We start from the raw sequence: 16,439 nt of genomic DNA on the forward strand, positions 1-16,439 counted from the left end.
CCCGACGCACGCGACCCAAACACCGAGCCCTCACCCCCGCGCGATCAAGGCATCCAAAATCTCGGTCAAACTCTCCAACGTCGCCACCGTCAGCGCCCGCGTCGCCTCCGTGGCCGGCAGCAGATCCGGCACCATCACCGTCGCCATCCCCGCCGCCGCAGCAGCCCGTATCCCGTTCGGCGAATCCTCCACCGCCAGGCAATGCGCCGGCCGGACCCCCAGCCGCTCCGCCGCCAGCAGATACGGGTCCGGCGCCGGCTTCGGGTTCACCACGTCGCTGCGCGTCACCACCACGTCGAAATGGTGGATCAGCCCCGCCCGCGTCAGCGCCGCCTCCGCATCCGGACTCGCCGTCGACGTCGCGATCGCGCACGGCACGCCGCGTTCGCGCAGATGGTCGAGCAACGCGACAACCCCGGGCCGCAGCGGCACCCCGTCGCGCGATGCCACCAGGAACCGCGCATCCGCATCGGCATAAAAATCGTCGAGCGGAAACCCGTCGCCCATATGCTCGGCCAGCACCACACGGTTCACGTCGCGGTGTACCCCCACCAGCCGCGTGAACAGCGCGTCGTCGATCTCGGTGCCCAGCACTCGTGCCGCGTCCGCCATCGCGACATGATGCATCCGCTCGGTATCAAGCAGCGTCCCGTCCATGTCGAAAATCACCGCGTCCAGCGGTTCGGGGAGGAACGAGAGCTTCATGCCACCACCACCTTCGCCGTCGCCTCGCACAGCCAGCGTTGCAGGTCACCGCGCGAAAACGGCTTGGTGATCACCGTCACGTCCGCCGCATCCGCGCCCACTTCCGCAAATCCAGTTACAAGTAACACCGCGATATCCGGCCACGACGCCCGCACCTGCCGCGCCAGCTCCATCCCCGACATCCCGGGCATCGCATAATCCGTCACGAGCGCATCAAACCGCGCGTCCTCCGCCAGCACCGCCAGCGCCCGCGCGCCGCTCTCGACCGACACGACCGCATGACCCAGGTCCGCCAGATACGCCGCGACCACGGACCGCACCTCGGCATCGTCCTCCGACAACAGCACGCGCAACCGCTCGCCCTCCGCATCGCCGACGTCCGGCGCGGCGGCCTGCGATCCATCCGCCCCCGCACGCGGCAACCACAAGGTCACCGTCGTCCCCTCGCCCAGCACGCTGTCGATCGCGCTCGTACCCCCGGCCGCCTCCGCCATCGCATGCACCATCGGCAGGCCCAGCCCGGTGCCCTCGCCCGGCGCCTTGGTTGTGAAGAACGGCTCGTACACCCGCTGCCGCACCGCCTCGGACATGCCGACGCCCTGGTCCGTCACCGCGATCCGTAAATAATCGCCCGGCGCCAGCCCGTCCGGCACCTGCCCCGCGCCCGCATTGGCGGCGGTCAGCACCACGTCGCCGCCCTCCGGCATCGCGTCGCGCGCGTTGATGCACAGGTTCACCAGCGCCAGTTCGAACTGCCCGCGGTCCGCATGGATCGGCCACAGATCGTCCGCGATCGCATAGCGCACCGCCACCCGCCCGGCCATCGACCGCACGACCAGATCCTCGATCGCGCGCAACGCATCGCCCGGCGCGAACGTCTCCGCGGCCAGATCGCGCTGCCGGCTGAAACTCAGCAACCGCTGGGTCAGCGCGGTGCCGCGCCGCGCCGCCTCCGTTGCATTGTGCAGGAACCGCGCGAGTCGCTCGGGGTCCGCCGCCCCGCCGACCCCGGCGCGCGTCGCCAGCTCCAGATTGCCCAGCACCGCGGCGAGCAGATTGTTGAAATCATGCGCGATCCCGCCCGCCAGCGTCCCCAGCGCGCGCAGCTTCTCCGACTGGTGCAGCGCCTGCTCGGTCCGCTTGCGCTCGGTCTCGTCGCTCTCGATCCGCAACAGATGCGCGCCCGATCCGTCCGCCGTGAACGGAATGCGTCGCGTCCTGATCCAGCGTTCCACCCCGTCGCGCCCCAGGCGCAACGCCTCGCTCTCCTGATACTCGCCCTGCGCCAGCAGCGCGCCGTCCTCCGCCTCGACCGGGCTTTCGAACGGTCGACCGTTCGACCGCACGATCCGCCCGGTCGCATCGATCACCGAAATCGCCGCTGTGCTGCGCTCCGACAGCCCGGCGAACACCGCCTGCTCGAACGATAAAGCTGTGCGCAACCGAAACCGGTCCGCCGCCGCGCCGACCATCGCGCGCAACGCATCCGGCTCCCACGGCTTGTGGACATAGCCGCCGATCGCCCCGTCGTTCACCGCGGAGATCACCGCCGACAGGTCGGCATAGCCGGTCAACAGCATCGTCTCCGCCCGGCACCCCGCGCGGGCCTGCGCCAGGAACTGGTTCCCCGGCATCTCCGGCATCCGCTGGTCCGACAGGATTACCGCGAAGTCGTAACCCTCCGCGATCAGCGCCAGCCCCGCCTTGCCCGAAGACGCCGTGAAGACACGATAATCGTCCTCGAACAGGTCCTCCAGCGCGACGAGAATCTCCGCCTCGTCGTCGACGATCAGCAGCAGCGGCCGCGGATCGGCCGCTACGGCATCATCGGGTCCGTCCGCGATCGTCATGGTGTCGGGTGCGTCATCGGTCATGGCGCGGCCACCGGTATCGCAAGCGTAAAGCACGCGCCACCCTCCGGTCCGTCATCGACCACGATCGTCCCGTCATGTGACTTCACGATCCCATAGGCGATCGCCAGCCCCAGCCCGGTCCCGGCCCCGACATCCTTGGTCGTGTAGAATGGTTCGAACAGCCGCGTGCGCAGCGGCACCGGCACGCCCGGCCCGTTGTCGGCGATTGTGATGCGATATTCGCCCGCCACTTGGGCCGTCCCGATGGTGATCCGCCCGCCCTCGGCCGGCACCGCATCCGCCGCATTGGCGACGATGTTCATTACCACCTGATTCACCAGTGCCGGCGTGCAAACCAGCGTCGCCGGCGCGGCATAGTCGCGCGTCACGGTCACCCCATCGCTGAGCTTCGGGCCGAGCAAGGTCAGCACCGCCTCGATCGCGTCCGGGATATCGGTCTCCACCGGCCCGCCATCGTCCAGCCGCGAAAAGCGCCGCAGCTTCACGACCAGGTCCTGGATCCGGGTCAGTCCCGTCCGCATCGATCCAAGCCGGTCCGCCGCCTTGGCCAGCTTCGCCGCATCGCCACCGCCCGCCGCATCGCGCACCAGCCGCTCGACCGTCGACTGATGCGCCAGGATGAACGCCAGCGGATTGTTGATCTCATGCGCGATCCCGGCGACCAGCTCACCCAGCGACGCCATCTTGGCGGATTGTACCAGTTGCGCTTGCGTCTCGCGCAGCCGGGCGTTCGCATCTTCCAGCCCGCGGTTCGCGACCGCCAGCGCATCGGCCGACTCCGCCTCCGCCCGCGCACGTTCCAGCGTGCGTTCCTGCTCCAGCGCGCTGGCCGCCGCGCGCATCTCCTCGTCGCGCGCCAGCTTGCGCCGCAACGTCGCGCGGATCCGCACCAGCACCATGTCGCGGTCCTGCGTGCGGGGCACCACGTCGTCCGCCCCGGCATTCAGCGCGGCAAGCACCGCCGGCCCGTCCTGCACCCCGCCCAGCCCGACGATCTCATACGCATCGCCAGTCCGCCGCCGCCGCGCGTTCAGCCGCCCGCACAGCTCGGTCGCGTCGTAACGCAAGCTTTCCAGCCCGATCAGCACGCAATCCGCGGGCTCGCTCGCCAGCAACGCGATCACGTCCGCCCCGTCGCTCGCCTCCACCACCTTGTGCCCATCGGCGGTCAGCACCGTGCGCAGTAGCAGCCGGTAAGTGGCACTATCGTCGATCAGAATGAGCCGCGCCTGCCGAAACCCGCTATCGACCGGCGCCGCGGTCCCGGTTGCGCGCCGCTGCCGCACCAGCGCGCGCATCCGCGACACCAGCAGCGCCGTCTCGCTCGATTTCGGCAGATACGCATTCGCCCCGCTGTCCAAGCCTTGCCGCTCGACATCATGCGCCGCCGCCCCGGTCAGCATCAGCACGGGCAGCGTCCGGGTCCGCGTCGCATGCCGCATCCGCCGCACCAACTCGTCGCCGTTCATGCCGGGCAAATTATAGTCGACGACCACCAGATCGGGCAGGTCGCCGTTCAGCCGCTCCAGCGCCTCCTCCGCGGTCCGCGTCCGCTCGACCGCGAACCCCTCGCCTTCCAGCAGCAGCCGGAACTGCAACGCCTGCGTCTCCGAATCCTCGACCAGCAACAGCCGCGGCGTCTCGCCGTCCGTCACGTCGCCAACCCCGCGATCGTCCGTTCCAGATGCGCCCCGATCCGGTCGATCGGTAGCGCCAGCGCCCCCATCCGAACCGCCGCCGCCGGCATCCCGTACACCACGGCACTGCTCTCATGCTCCGCGATCGCCGCGCCCCCGGCGGAGATCAGCGCGCGCACGCCATCGGCGCCGTCCTCGCCCATGCCCGTCAGCACCACCGCGATCGCCGCCCCCGACAACGCGTCCGCCGCGGACTGGAACAAGGCGGTCGCCGCCGGCCGCTGCCCGCCGACCGGCGCATCGCTGCCGATCCGCATCCGCCCGTCACGCCCGATCCGCAAATGCCGTCCGCCCGGCGCGACATGGATCGTCCCCGCCATCGGCACGCCCCCCTCTTCGGCGATCGCCACGCGCTGCGGCACCACGCTCTGCAGCCACGTCGCATAGCCCTCCATGAACGCCTCCCCCATATGCTGCACCAGCAGCGTGGGCAGCATCAGGTCCGCCGGCAACCCGCCGAACAACCGCGCCACCGCCTGCGGCCCGCCCGTCGATGCCGCGCACAGCAGCATCCGCGGGCTCACCGGCACGCCGGCACCCGGCGGCTCCATCTCGCGCAGCCTGATCCGCCGCCGCACCACCGCCACATCGCTCATGATCGCCAGCTGCGTGCAGATCTCGCGCGCCACCGCATCGAACGCGCGGTTTCCGAACCCGACCGGCTTCTCGACGACGGACAGTGCGCCCGCCCGCAGCGCATCCATCGAGCTCGCCAGCGACGCGCCGTCGATGCTCGCCGAAATCACCACGATCGGCGTCGGCCGGTCCGCCATGATGCGCCGCGTCGCCTCCAGCCCGTCCATCCCCGGCAACTGGATATCCATCGATATCACGTCGGGCTGCACGCGTGGCAGTGCCGCGATCGCCTCCTCCGCGCTCGCCACGGCGGCTACGACGGTCAGCCGCGGATCATGCGATATGATATGCACAAGCAACGTCCGGACCGCCGTCGAATCCTCGACGATCATCACGCGCTTCGGGGCCCCCGCCTTCATCGGAATCAGATCAGCTGGCCGATGATCGACAGCAGCTTGCCCTGTTCGAAATCCTGCTTCGTGACATAGGCGTTCGCGCCCAGGTCTAGGCCGCGTTCGATATCGTCGGGGCTGTTGCGCGATGTCATCATCACCACCGGAATGCCGCGCAGGGCCGGATCGTTCCGCACCGCGGTCAGAAGCCCGAACCCGTCCATCCGCGGCATCTCGACATCGGCCACGACCAGGTCAATCTCGCCCGCCTCGGCACGCAATCGTTCCAGCCCGGCCAGCCCGTCCACCGCCAGCCGCACGGCATAGCCCGCCGCTTCCAGGATCCCACGCTCCAGCGTCCGGGTCGTGATCGAATCGTCGACCACCAGCACCGTCAACCGCCGCGCCGCCGCCGGCTGCTCGGCCACCACCGCCACCCCACGCGCACTGCCCAGCGCCCGCGCCGCGATCACGTCGGCCCCCAGCACCAGCGCCACCGCCCCGTCGTCCAGCAACACCGTCCCCGCCACCCACGGCAGGTCCACCGCGATCGCCCCCGGGTCGCCCACCACCAGCGACCGCACCGCGAGCAGCGCATCGACCGTCAACGCGATCCCGCTCCGCATCCACAACACAGACAGCGCGCCTTGGCCAGCAGCACCGCCAGTTCCAAGCACCGCGGACAACGCGACCAGCGGCACCGCCGCCCCGTCGATCACCGCGACCTGCCCGTCCTCGCCGCGCGTGACCGCACCGGGGTCCAGCGCCATCACCCGCCGCACCGCCGCGACCGGGACGGCGTAAGTCGCGCCCGCGCACTCCACCAACAGCATCGTCTGGCGCGACATCGACAGCGGCACCGCCAAAGTCACCACCGTCCCGCCACCGTCCGCCGGCGCGATCGTCACGCTGCCCTGCAAGCGCCGCGCGGCATCGGCGACCACCGACAGGCCCACGCCGCGCCCCGACACCTCGTCCACCGCCGCCGCGGTCGAAAACCCCTGCTCGAACACCATCGCACGCAGCACCGGCAACGGCGGCGTCGCGGAACCCGCCGCGATCAGCCCCGCCGCCCGCGCCCGCCGCTCGATCGCCGCATCGTCGAGCCCCGCCCCGTTGTCCGTCAACGACAGGATCAACTGCCCGCGCGCCGCCTGCACGGTCGCGGTCACCGACCCCCGCTCCGGCTTCCCCGCCGCCCGCCGCCGCTCCGCGGTCTCGATCCCATGCCCCACCGCATTGCGCAGCATATGCAGCATGGGGTCGCGCAGCATCTGCAGCACGCGGCGGTCGGCGGCCGTCTCGCTCCCCTCGATATGCAGCGACGCGCTCTTGCCCTGGCTCTGCGCCACCTCGCGCAGCATCCGGTCATAACCGTCGAACAGCATTTGCGCCGGCACCATCAGCACGCGCTCGGAATCCGCCTCCAGCGCCGCCACCGCGCGGTCCATCGCCCAGTCCGCCCGCCCCTGCGCCCGCCGCATCCGGCCCGCCGCCGCCTGCGTCCGGGTCACCTGCCGCGCCGCACCGTCCGCATCGCCCCGGACCAGCATCGCCGCCACGGCTTCCAGCTCCGCCGCGATCCCGACCAGCCCTTCGGTCACCGCCGCGCGCCCCTGCACCTCCGCCAAAACGCCGTGCAACGACCGGGTCAGTGCCTCCACCGCGCGCGCCGACACGCGCAGCATATCGTCGCCACCGCTCTCCCGCACCACCGCCTCGGGCAGCGCATCGATGTCATCATAACCACCCGACACCGCCGCCCCGGCCGCATCCTCGATCGCGTCGATCTGCACCCGCAACTGCGGCACCGTCTCCGCATCCAGCGCCCGATCGCCACGCGCGATCGCCTCCAGCAACGTCTCCAGCGCATGCGCCAGCCGCTCGGTCTCGGGCTGCTCCACCGCCCGCGCGGCCCCCTTCAGGCTATGCGCCCGGCGGAAGAACTCGCGCAGGTCGACCGGCTGCCCCGCCTCCTGCGCCGCCAGCGCTGCCCGCATACCGGCGAGGTGTTCCGACAGTTCGTCCGCGAACGCCGCCTGCAACAGGGCCTGGATATCCTCCACCGGCGGTTACAGCCGATAGCGTTCGGTCAGCCCCACCAGCGTGCGCGACAGCATCGTCAGGTCGCCCGCCGCCTGGTCCAGCTGGCGCGTACTCGATGCGGTCTGCTGGCTCGCCTGGCGGATGTTCTGCAGCGCGATCGTCACCTGCTCCATGCCGATCTGCTGCTGGTTGGTGCTCGCCACGATCTGCTGGAACGTCTGCACGCTGTCCTGAATACGCGCGCCCAGTTCCTCGATCGCCGCCTGCCCCGCGTCGGTCCGCGCCTTGCCCGATGCCGCGCGCTTCACCGCCTCCTCGGTCAGCATCACCGATGCGTTGATGCCGCGCTGGATCTCGCCCAGGATGCTCCGCACGTTGCGCGTCGCGTCCTTCGCCTGGTCCGCCAGGGTCTTCATCTCGGACGCCACGACCGCAAAGCTCCGCCCGGCCTCGCCCGCCGCCGCCGCCTCGATCGACGCGTTCAACGCCAGCAGGTGCGACCGTTCCGACACGTCGTTGACCGTCGCGATGATGTCGCCGATCGCCGCAGTCTTCTCGGACAGCAACACGATGTTGCTCGCCACCGCCTCGGCCTGCTCGCGGATCTCGTCCATCGCGCGGACCGTATCTTCGACCGCCGCCGTGCCGGTGTCGCTCGTCTGCACGGTCGCCTGCGCCACCGCGATCACCTCCTGCGCGCGGCGGCTGATCTGCGTGCCCGAATGGACGATCTCGTCCACCGTCGCCGCCGTCTCCTGCACCGCGGCCAGCTGCTCCTCCACCGACGCCGCCTGCTGCTGCGTCGATGCGCGGATCTCGGTCGCCGCCGCGTTGAGGTTCTCGGTCGCCTCGCGGCTCTGCCGGGCGATCGCCTGCAAGCCGGTCACCATGGTGTTCAACGTCGCACCCAACCGGCCAAACTCGTGCGGCCCGGTCGCCGCGGTCTGCCCGGACAGGTCGCCTTCGCCCACCCGCGCGACAAAGCCCATGAATTCGTCCAGCGGCTGCACGATCGACCGGCGGATCCCCCACGCGATCACGATGCTCGCCAGGATCGCGACCAGCAGCCCGCCCAGGATCGACAGCCGGCTCCGCTCATAGGTATCGCGCGCCACGCCGCGCCCCACCACGATCGTATCGGCCAGCACGCCGCGCATCGCGCTCAACGATCGGATCATCGCGGTCTGTTCGCGCGCGATCGTCGGCTGCAACGCGACCACCGCCGCCCGATCGCCGCGCCGCACCGCCGCCAGTTGCGCCGCGCCCGCATCGCGCACCGCCGCGAACCGCACCTCCACCTCGTCCGACAGCCGTGCCATCTGCGCCCACTGCGCCTGACGCGACACGTTCTTCGCGGTCTGCTGATACGTGCCGACCAGCTCGCGCAGCCGGTTGATTGACGCCTGCATCGCCACCGTCTGCGCCGCGAACCCGCCGTCGCCGTCCGTCGCGGCCGTGCCCATCGCAAAGCGCAGCACCGCCTGCCCGCGCAGTTCGGACGTCGCCGCCTCCGCTGCGCTGACCGAATCGAGCTGCGTCAGCGCCGCCAGGTCGCGTTCGACGATCCGGTCGACGGTCGATCGCACCTCCGCCACCTGCCCCAGCGCATAGAGGCCGAGCACGACGAGCAACGTCGTGATCGCGGCAAAGCCGAAGATGATCCGGTTGGAAACGGACAAATGCGTCATCCTTCTTGTGGCGGCGGGACAGCCGGCACCGCGCCGCCCCGCCCGGTCAGGTGCCCGATCAGGCGGGCCATGTCGACGATCGTGATCGGCGGCGCATCGGGCAGCACGATCAGCTGCGCGATCCCGTCGCGCCGCCCGGCCTCCGCCACGGGGGCACTCGGCACCTGAACCACGTCCTGCACCGCATCCACCCGGATCGCGACATAGGGCCTGTCCTGCCGCACCAGCAGCACCGCGCCGGCCCCGCCACCCGCCGGCTCCAGCCCCAGCGCCGCCGCCGGATCGAACAGCGTATGGATCACGCCGCGCCGCACGAACACGCCGACCACTGCCGCGGGCGCACCCGGCAACGCGGTCACGCTCACCCCGTCCAGCACGTGCCGCACCACCGCCAGCGGCGTCGCGAACCGCGTACCACGCGTCTCCCAGCACAGCATCGCCACGGTCTCGACCGCCGCGACATCCTGCGCCGCCAGCCGCACCCGCCGCCGCTCCAGCTCCACCGCGACCGCCGCATCCGACAGCGCCGCCGCCGTCACGGGCACGTCACCGCCGTTCACGCCGCCACCTGCAACGCGTGACGCACCGCGGCGATCAGGTCCGTCGCAGTCATCCCGTCACCCTCGCGCAGCACCGCATCGTCACCGACCAGCGCCGCCGCGTTCGCCGCATTGGCCAGCGACCGCCGCCCCTCCGCCACGCGCCCCTCACCCATCAACTGCCGCCCGAGCAGGTAATGCGCCATCGCGAAGTCGCCATCCAGGTACAGCGCCCGGCGATACCCGCGCTCCGCCACCGACGCCTGCCCCAGCGCCGCCGCCGCCAGCGCCCCCAGATAATGCGCCACCGGATCACGCGGCATCGCCGCCACCGCCGCCTCGGCCTGTGCCAGCGCGGCCGCCGCATCGTCCGTCGACAGAGACCGCCGCACCGCCTCCAGCCGGTCGTCCCCCGCCACAACCGCCGGCGCAATGAACTGCGCCACCTTGGGCAGCACCTTGGCCACCACCCGCTTCACCGGCTGTACGACGCGTCGCACCACCGGCACGGGCAGAGGCGCCGCCACCACCGGCACCACCTCCGCCACGCTGCCCAGCCGCCGATACGCCAGCACCCCGCCGGCATCGACCGGCGTCGCCACCGCGTTCAGCGCCGGGTTGGGCTCGGCATGGCCCAGCATGAGATACCCGTCCGGCCGGGTCCGCAGCGCGAGCGCGCCGACCATCGCCGCCACCACGTCCGGCCGGAAATAGATCAGTACGTTGCGGCACAGGATCAGGTCGAACGCGTCGCGCTCCGCCGCCGGCCCATCCTCCAGCAAGGTCATCATATTATGCCGCGCGAACCGCACCATCACGCGATATTCGGGCTTCAACCGGAACCGCGTCCCCTCGCCCACAAACAGCGCGCTTCGCTCACCCGCCGCCATCGTCCGCAACGCCCAGTCGCCGAACAGCCCCGCCCGCGCCACATCCAGCGCATCCCCGTCGATATCGGTCCCCAATATCTCGATCTGCCAGTCCGCCAGCCGCGGCCCCAGCAGCCGGTGCAACAGAATCGCGATCGAATATGGCTCCGCCCCCGTCGAACAGCCGACCGACCAGATCCTCACCCGCCGATCGCCCCCGCGCCGCGCGATCAGCGCCGGCAGAATAGTCTGACGCATCGCCTCGAACTGCTCGCTGAACCGGAAGAAGAACGTCTCGTTGATCGTGACCGCGCTCTCAATCCGCGCCCACTCGTCCGCCGCCGCATCGTCCAGCCGCCGCGCATAGTCCCCGACCGTCGCGATCCCCAGCACCGCCATCCGGTCCGCCACCCGCTCCCACAGCTGGTCGTCCTTGTCGGCATAATAATGATGCCCGGTCCGCGCGATCACGCGCGTCTTCAGCGTAGCAAACGCCGCCGCATCTGCCGGGCTGAGCGTCTTCATGCCCATTCCCGCGCCCGCCGCGCTGCATCCGCGGTCAGCGCGTCGATCCGCGCTGCCGCCCCGTCCGCCAGCAGCCGCGGCACAGACAGGACATGCGCTTGGCCCTCGCCCGCATCGACCATCCCGGTCACGCACCCGCGATACGACGCATTGTCCGCCACCGGCCGCACCACCGCATCGAGCACGATCTCCGCCGCCCGGTCCACCAGCAGGCAGGTCGCCGCCTCACCCCGCACGCGCACCAGATGCGCATACAGGTCGACCGCCACCCCCTCCGCCGCGTCGCCATCGAACAGCAACGCAGGCGAAAGTACCGCCACCGTCTCGCCGCGCACCATCACGAACCCGACCAGCGGCCGCGGCATCGTCGGCGGCCGCCACAACGGTACGATCGGCAGGATCTCGGCCACGTCCGACAGCGCCAGCGCGAACCGTACCGGCCCCACCTCGCAGATCAGCATCGATGGTCTCGCCCCGTCCATGCCTCCCGGCTATCGAAGCGGCCCCGACCCGTCAAACGGATGTCCTCACGTCCAGTACAGGATCCGCGCCTGCGGCAGGACGCGCGCGATCGTCGTCTCGAAAAACCCGCGCAGTGCGCGCATCGTGCCGGCGTCGTACACGAACTTCACCGATCCGAACTTCGTCCGTTTCTCCGCCCGCCCGTCCGGACCCATGTCCAGCGCCGACCCCGGATACCACGTCTCCAGCACCGCCTTCGATCCGGGCGTATAACGATGCGTGATCAGCTCCAACGTCAGGTCCGGGTCCGGCAACCCCGCCAGCGCATCCGCCACATCGGCGATCAGCTCGCCATAAGCCCGCTCCCACCCGTCCGCCGCGATGATCGGCGCGATCGTCAGCCCGATCCTGTACCCTGCCTCCGCCATCCGGCGCAGCGCCACCAACCGCGCCGCCACCGCGCTCGTCCCCCCCTCGAACCGCGCATAGCCCGCCGGATTGACCGAAGCCCGCATCCGCGTCCGCCCGCGATGCTCCAGGTCCAGCAACGGCCCGACCGCATCGTACTTCGTCGTGAAGCGCAGTTGGGCATCCGCCTCCCACGCCCCGAACGCGGAGATCAGAGCGGACAGCGACCCCGTCGCCGGCTCGATCCCCAGCGGATCGGTGTAGCACGACGCCTCGAACGTCGTCCCCTCGTCCATCCGCCGCACCGACCGCGACGTCACCTGCCCACGCCCCAGATACTCCGGCAGCCCGCCCATGATTTCGTCCAGATTGGCATAGGCCCGCACGATCGGCGGCCCTTTCAGCGACCCCGCCAGGTAACAATATCCGCAATGCGCCGGGCACCCCTCGGCCAGGTCCACGCGCCAGTCCGCACTCGGCGCGATCGGCTGCAGCTTCCGCTTCGACGGCGGCGCCACCACCACCGCCAGCGTCGCCTTCGCCTCGGCATAGGCGCGCCGCGGATCGTCGGGCAGGTCCAGCGCCAGCCGATCGCCAGGCAACTCGACCACCACCGATCCCAGCGCCAGCGCCCGCGCCGCGATCGCCCGGCCATGCCCGAACTCGCGCGCACTCCGCGTGATCAGCACGCGCTTCGGCCGCCAGACCTTCCCCGCCGGCTCCGCATCCCCATCCGTCTCGATCCGCGTCGCCATCCCCCCTGAACGCCCGCCGCCCCCAACGGTGCCGCGCCATCTCCGCCCGCGGGATGGCAATCGCGCGTCCATCCCGCTACCCGTGCGCAAACCGCCGCAACACCCGGACCCCGCTGACCATGCCCGAACCGCTCAAGCTCTTCTTCGACGGCGGCTGCCGCCCCAACCCCGGCCGCATGTCCGTCGCCGTGTTCGCGCGCGGCATTCCCTATGTCGATCTCGACAAGGGCACCGGCGACAACAGCGACGCCGAATGGCTCGCCCTCATCCACGCGATGGAGGTCGCCCGCACGCTCGGCGCGACCGACCTCGTCCTGCTCGGCGATTCGATGCTTGTCGTGACGCAGGCGACCGGCAAGGCCAAGTGCCGCAGCCCCGAACTGCGCGCCCACCTCGCCCGCTTCGACGAACTGAAGACCCACTTTACCCGCCTGCGCATCCGCCACACCGGCCGCACCAGCAACCTGGCCGGCATCGCGCTGGAACGCGCACTCGATGCGGAGGCGGCACTCGCCCACCGGGCAGAGATCACCGGATGATCCGCCGCACGCTCCTCACCGGCGCGGTTGCGGCACTGCTCACCGCGACGCTCGCCCCCGCCAAGGCGCCCCCCGGGCCAGCCAAGGTCCGCGTGCGGATCGACACCACCGTCGGCTCGATGATTGTCGCGCTCGACCGCGCCCACGCGCCGATCACGACCGAGAATTTCCTGAAGTACGTCGACGAAAAACGCTTCGTTGGCACAGCTTTCTACCGCGCCAGCCGCGCCGGCAAGGATCGCGGCCTGATCCAAGGCGGAACGCGCAACGCGGCCAACCGCACCCTACCGCCGATCGCGCACGAACCGACCAGCCGCACCGGCCTGCGCCACGTCACCGGCACCATCTCGATGTCCCGCGAAAAACCCGGTAGCGCCACCGGCGACTTCTTTATCACCGTCGGCACGATGCCCGGCTACGACGCCAAGGGCAAAAACCTCGGCTTCGCCGCCTTCGGCCAGGTCATTTACGGCATGAACACCGTCCGCCGCATCCTGAACGCCCCCACCACGAAATTCAGCGGCTACGAAGGCATGCGCAACCAGATGATCACCGCCCCGATCATTATTACGGGCACGACGCGGGTGAATTGACGGGTATGACCCTATCCTCCCTCAACCAAGAAATCTGCTCGTTCATCCGAGCTGCTATTCGAGGTTTGACACTTTGAAGAAGCAGGCAGGAGTTAGCTAATAACTCCTGCCCGCGTCACCTTACTTTTTGTTACCAGGCTTCTGGTCTTGACCAAGAGCCGAAGCGGCGACTTGCCGCATTTGCGCGGGCGTTGGATCGATGCGACCGGTCAGGATACCGGACGCGAGCGAAGAGACAGCTTGGGAAGTCTGCCGCGGACTCGGAGTCTTGGAGGGCGAGTTTGCCATGATTGAAAGCTCCTAATTAACTTTTAATGGTGACGAGTTGTTTACCGTTTGATAGCTAGGAGCCGTGAAGCGGAGCTTGTGCCCCGCTCCACGGCTGCTGCTCTTAAGGCGGTTTGCCACATAGGGTTCTCCTTACTCCTGCTCCCTGCCATGGTGGGATGGTTGACCCAATTGGCTTTCAAGGCGGTGGTACGCCTTGAAAGCCACGTCTGAGCCGCCTTCGGGCGGCTCATTCTGTTTTGGGGCCGGAGCCCCAAATCTTTGTAACGCCCTGCGCGCCTGAACCGTAGATAAGCAAGCGCATCTTGCGCTCAGCTTCTTCCAGCGTCTTCATCGAATGGAGCGCCGAAACGTCGGTGGTTGCAGCAACCACTGAAGGCTTACCATACTGTGCAACAGTCTGCGCAGAAGCAACAGATTCAGCAGCCAGCCGCGCTTTAGTTACGACGCTCGCCGTTATAAAGTCCTGCTTCAGCTTCCTGGCTTCAGCAGCCGCAATCTGGGAATCTCCATACTTCAAAGACAGACAAGCTGCCTCCAGCGATATGTCAGTAGCAGCGTCAGCAATGCTACCGCCACGATGGGTGTCTGAGCGAGATCCAGAAACAAGGGACTGTGAAAGTCGGGGTTCGCTCGGAAACCAGCGCCCTTCCTGCAGAACCACATCACCAGATTCACGCAAGCGGCTCAACTGAGGCGACAAACTCGTGCGCTCAATCTTAGTGCCGAACAAACGCTCTATGGCATCGAGCACCTCACCAACCACCATTCCAGCAGACGCTTCGGGACGAGCAAAAACCGACCGAACCATGTCTTTGATCGTAACGCGGTTCGCGTCACGAACATCGTTCTCACTACCGCCATCTGAGTGCCCATCGGGTTGATCGACAGCGACACGGGCTCGTTTCAACTCCGCAAGCTCCGCCCGTAGCAGTTTGATCTGCTCTCGAATCTCAATCTCACGGGAGGCAATGAAGTCGCGTAGGGTGAACATAGTGTAGGGAATGACTGAAGTCTCAGTCGGTTGCAAGGCACAATTGCAGTCTTTTCAAAAAACTCGGCTGGAAAGACTTTGTGGTATAAATACAATGGTAACCGCGCTTCAGGCCCCTGGCATTCAAAATGTGCTGACCGGCGGTGATGTGGAGCGTGGTATAATTACGCCATCTCAAAACCCGTCCGGCATTTCCACCGGGCCCACCACCTCACGATAGCGCGCAATCGCATAACGATCCGTCATCCCCGCGATGAAGTCCGCCACGTGCCGCCCCCGGCCCGGTTCGTCCGCCGGCAAGCGCTCCTGCCACCCGTCGGGCAGCAGCGCGGGGTCGGCGCGATAGGTCGCGGCCAGCCCGGCTACCACCGCGCGCGCCTGTTCCGCCACCGCCAGCTGGTGCGGATGATGGTACAGCTCGGCATACATGTACCGCTTGAACGCGCGTTCCTCGGCCGCCATCGCGTCGGAGAACCCGATCAGCGCGCGTCCCGCCTGCCGGACGGCGTCGGCATCGCGCGGGTCGGCCTCCGCGATCCGCGCGCGGCTTGTGGCGATCAGGTCGTTCACCATCCGCCCGATCTGTTCGCGCACCAGTTCCGCGATCCGCCGCTCCGGTGGCAGGTCCGCTAGCCGCTCGCAGACCGCCGCCCAGCCCGGCATCACCAGCGGCTGCGCCACCAGCGCGTCGAAGTCGATCAGCCCGGCGCGCAACCCGTCGTCGATGTCGTGATTGTCGTATGCGATGTCGTCCGCGATCGCCGCCACCTGCGCCTCCAGGCTCGGCCAGCTTTCCAGCTCCAGCGGCATCTCCGCATCAGCCGCCGCCAGCGCCCAGTTCGGGTGCCGCACCGGCCCGTTATGCTTGGCCAGCCCCTCCAGCGTCTCCCAGCTCAGGTTCAACCCGGCCCAGCGCGGATAGGGGCTCTCGATCGCGGTCAGGATGCGCAGCGTGTGGGCGTTGTGCTCGAATCCGCCAACGTCCATCGTCGCAGCCTTCAACGCATCCTCGCCGGCATGGCCGAACGGTGGATGGCCGATATCGTGCGCCAGGCACAGCGCCTCGGTCAGGTCCTCGTTCAGCCCCAGCACGCGCGCGATCGTGCGGCCGATCTGCGCAACCTCAAGGCTGTGCGTCAGCCGGACGCGGAAATGATCGCCGTCCGGCGCCACGAATACCTGCGTCTTGTGCCGCAACCGGCGGAACGCGATCGAATGGACGATGCGATCGCGGTCGCGCTGGAACGGATCACGCTCGCCCCGCGTGCCGCGCTCCTGTTCAACATGGGCACGCCCGCGGCTGGCGTGCGGATCGGCGGCGTAGCGGGCTGTCATGCCGCGGCTTTGCCGTGTCCCCCCGCCCCCGTCGACCCCTAAACCCGCCGGCTCAAAGGTTTGACGACATTCCCCAAACCGCCCATCGCCAGCGAAGTGGAGGGACCCGTCGAGCGCAGCCGAGACGTCGACAGCACCCCTACCGCCACGCTCG

14 protein-coding genes are annotated in these 16,439 nt (G+C 69.1%); 2 read left to right on the forward strand and 12 right to left on the reverse strand.

The features are described from left to right. Nucleotides 1-30 precede the first annotated feature (30 nt). The 10 genes from IEX50_RS10745 to IEX50_RS10790 all read right to left on the reverse strand — a co-directional run bounded on the left by IEX50_RS10745 (nt 31) and on the right by IEX50_RS10790 (nt 12,536). Nucleotides 31-705: an HAD family hydrolase gene (locus IEX50_RS10745; RefSeq protein WP_157175926.1), complete on the reverse strand. Its 675-nt coding sequence runs from the start codon at nt 703-705 to the stop codon at nt 31-33. Then, entirely contained in the window at nt 702-2,579 is a 1,878-nt protein-coding gene (locus IEX50_RS10750) for a response regulator (RefSeq protein WP_198350630.1), read from the reverse strand. Before IEX50_RS10750 ends, IEX50_RS10745 begins: the two co-directional genes overlap by 4 nt. Further along, nucleotides 2,576-4,234, reverse strand: coding sequence for a response regulator (locus tag IEX50_RS10755; RefSeq protein ID WP_157175927.1), 1,659 nt, complete (start codon nt 4,232-4,234; stop codon nt 2,576-2,578). The genes IEX50_RS10750 and IEX50_RS10755 overlap by 4 nt, the downstream gene beginning before the upstream one ends. Further along, complete coding sequence (locus IEX50_RS10760) at nt 4,231-5,271, reverse strand: chemotaxis protein CheB (RefSeq protein ID WP_157175928.1); 1,041 nt, start codon at nt 5,269-5,271, stop codon at nt 4,231-4,233. The genes IEX50_RS10755 and IEX50_RS10760 overlap by 4 nt, the downstream gene beginning before the upstream one ends. A 5-nt stretch (nt 5,272-5,276) precedes the next feature. Beyond that, on the reverse strand, nt 5,277-7,310 hold the full coding sequence (locus IEX50_RS10765; protein WP_157175929.1) for a hybrid sensor histidine kinase/response regulator: 2,034 nt from the start codon (nt 7,308-7,310) through the stop codon (nt 5,277-5,279). Nucleotides 7,311-7,316: 6 nt separating this feature from the next. Next, a complete protein-coding gene (locus IEX50_RS10770; RefSeq protein WP_198350631.1) occupies nt 7,317-8,969 on the reverse strand; it encodes a methyl-accepting chemotaxis protein in 1,653 nt (550 codons plus the stop codon). Between the two features lie 5 nt (nt 8,970-8,974). Then, nucleotides 8,975-9,538 carry a chemotaxis protein CheW gene (locus tag IEX50_RS10775; RefSeq protein ID WP_157175931.1) on the reverse strand — a complete coding sequence of 188 codons (564 nt, stop codon included), beginning with the start codon at nt 9,536-9,538 and terminating at the stop codon, nt 8,975-8,977. Further along, a complete protein-coding gene (locus tag IEX50_RS10780; protein ID WP_184075238.1) occupies nt 9,535-10,911 on the reverse strand; it encodes a CheR family methyltransferase in 1,377 nt (458 codons plus the stop codon). Before IEX50_RS10780 ends, IEX50_RS10775 begins: the two co-directional genes overlap by 4 nt. Further along, entirely contained in the window at nt 10,908-11,372 is a 465-nt protein-coding gene (locus IEX50_RS10785; RefSeq protein WP_157175933.1) for a chemotaxis protein CheW, read from the reverse strand. Before IEX50_RS10785 ends, IEX50_RS10780 begins: the two co-directional genes overlap by 4 nt. A 66-nt stretch (nt 11,373-11,438) precedes the next feature. Further along, nucleotides 11,439-12,536, reverse strand: coding sequence for an SPL family radical SAM protein (locus IEX50_RS10790; RefSeq protein WP_157175934.1), 1,098 nt, complete (start codon nt 12,534-12,536; stop codon nt 11,439-11,441). 119 nt (nt 12,537-12,655) lie between these two features. On the opposite strand from IEX50_RS10790, the gene IEX50_RS10795 reads away from it, so the two are divergent. Together IEX50_RS10795 and IEX50_RS10800 are read left to right on the forward strand one after the other, a co-directional pair. Then, on the forward strand, nt 12,656-13,075 hold the full coding sequence (locus tag IEX50_RS10795; protein ID WP_157175935.1) for a reverse transcriptase-like protein: 420 nt from the start codon (nt 12,656-12,658) through the stop codon (nt 13,073-13,075). Next, entirely contained in the window at nt 13,072-13,668 is a 597-nt protein-coding gene (locus tag IEX50_RS10800) for a peptidylprolyl isomerase (protein WP_157175936.1), read from the forward strand. The genes IEX50_RS10795 and IEX50_RS10800 overlap by 4 nt, the downstream gene beginning before the upstream one ends. A gap of 517 nt (nt 13,669-14,185) precedes the next feature. On the opposite strand, the gene IEX50_RS10805 is transcribed toward IEX50_RS10800, so the two are convergent. Together IEX50_RS10805 and IEX50_RS10810 are read right to left on the reverse strand one after the other, a co-directional pair. After that, nucleotides 14,186-14,950, reverse strand: coding sequence for a hypothetical protein (locus IEX50_RS10805; protein ID WP_157175937.1), 765 nt, complete (start codon nt 14,948-14,950; stop codon nt 14,186-14,188). A gap of 174 nt (nt 14,951-15,124) precedes the next feature. Further along, a complete protein-coding gene (locus IEX50_RS10810) occupies nt 15,125-16,285 on the reverse strand; it encodes a deoxyguanosinetriphosphate triphosphohydrolase (RefSeq protein WP_157175938.1) in 1,161 nt (386 codons plus the stop codon). Nucleotides 16,286-16,439 lie beyond the last annotated feature (154 nt).

Source organism: Sphingomonas prati, assembly GCF_014643515.1.
In the GTDB taxonomy this organism is placed as follows: Bacteria; Pseudomonadota; Alphaproteobacteria; order Sphingomonadales; family Sphingomonadaceae; genus Sphingomonas_R; species Sphingomonas_R prati.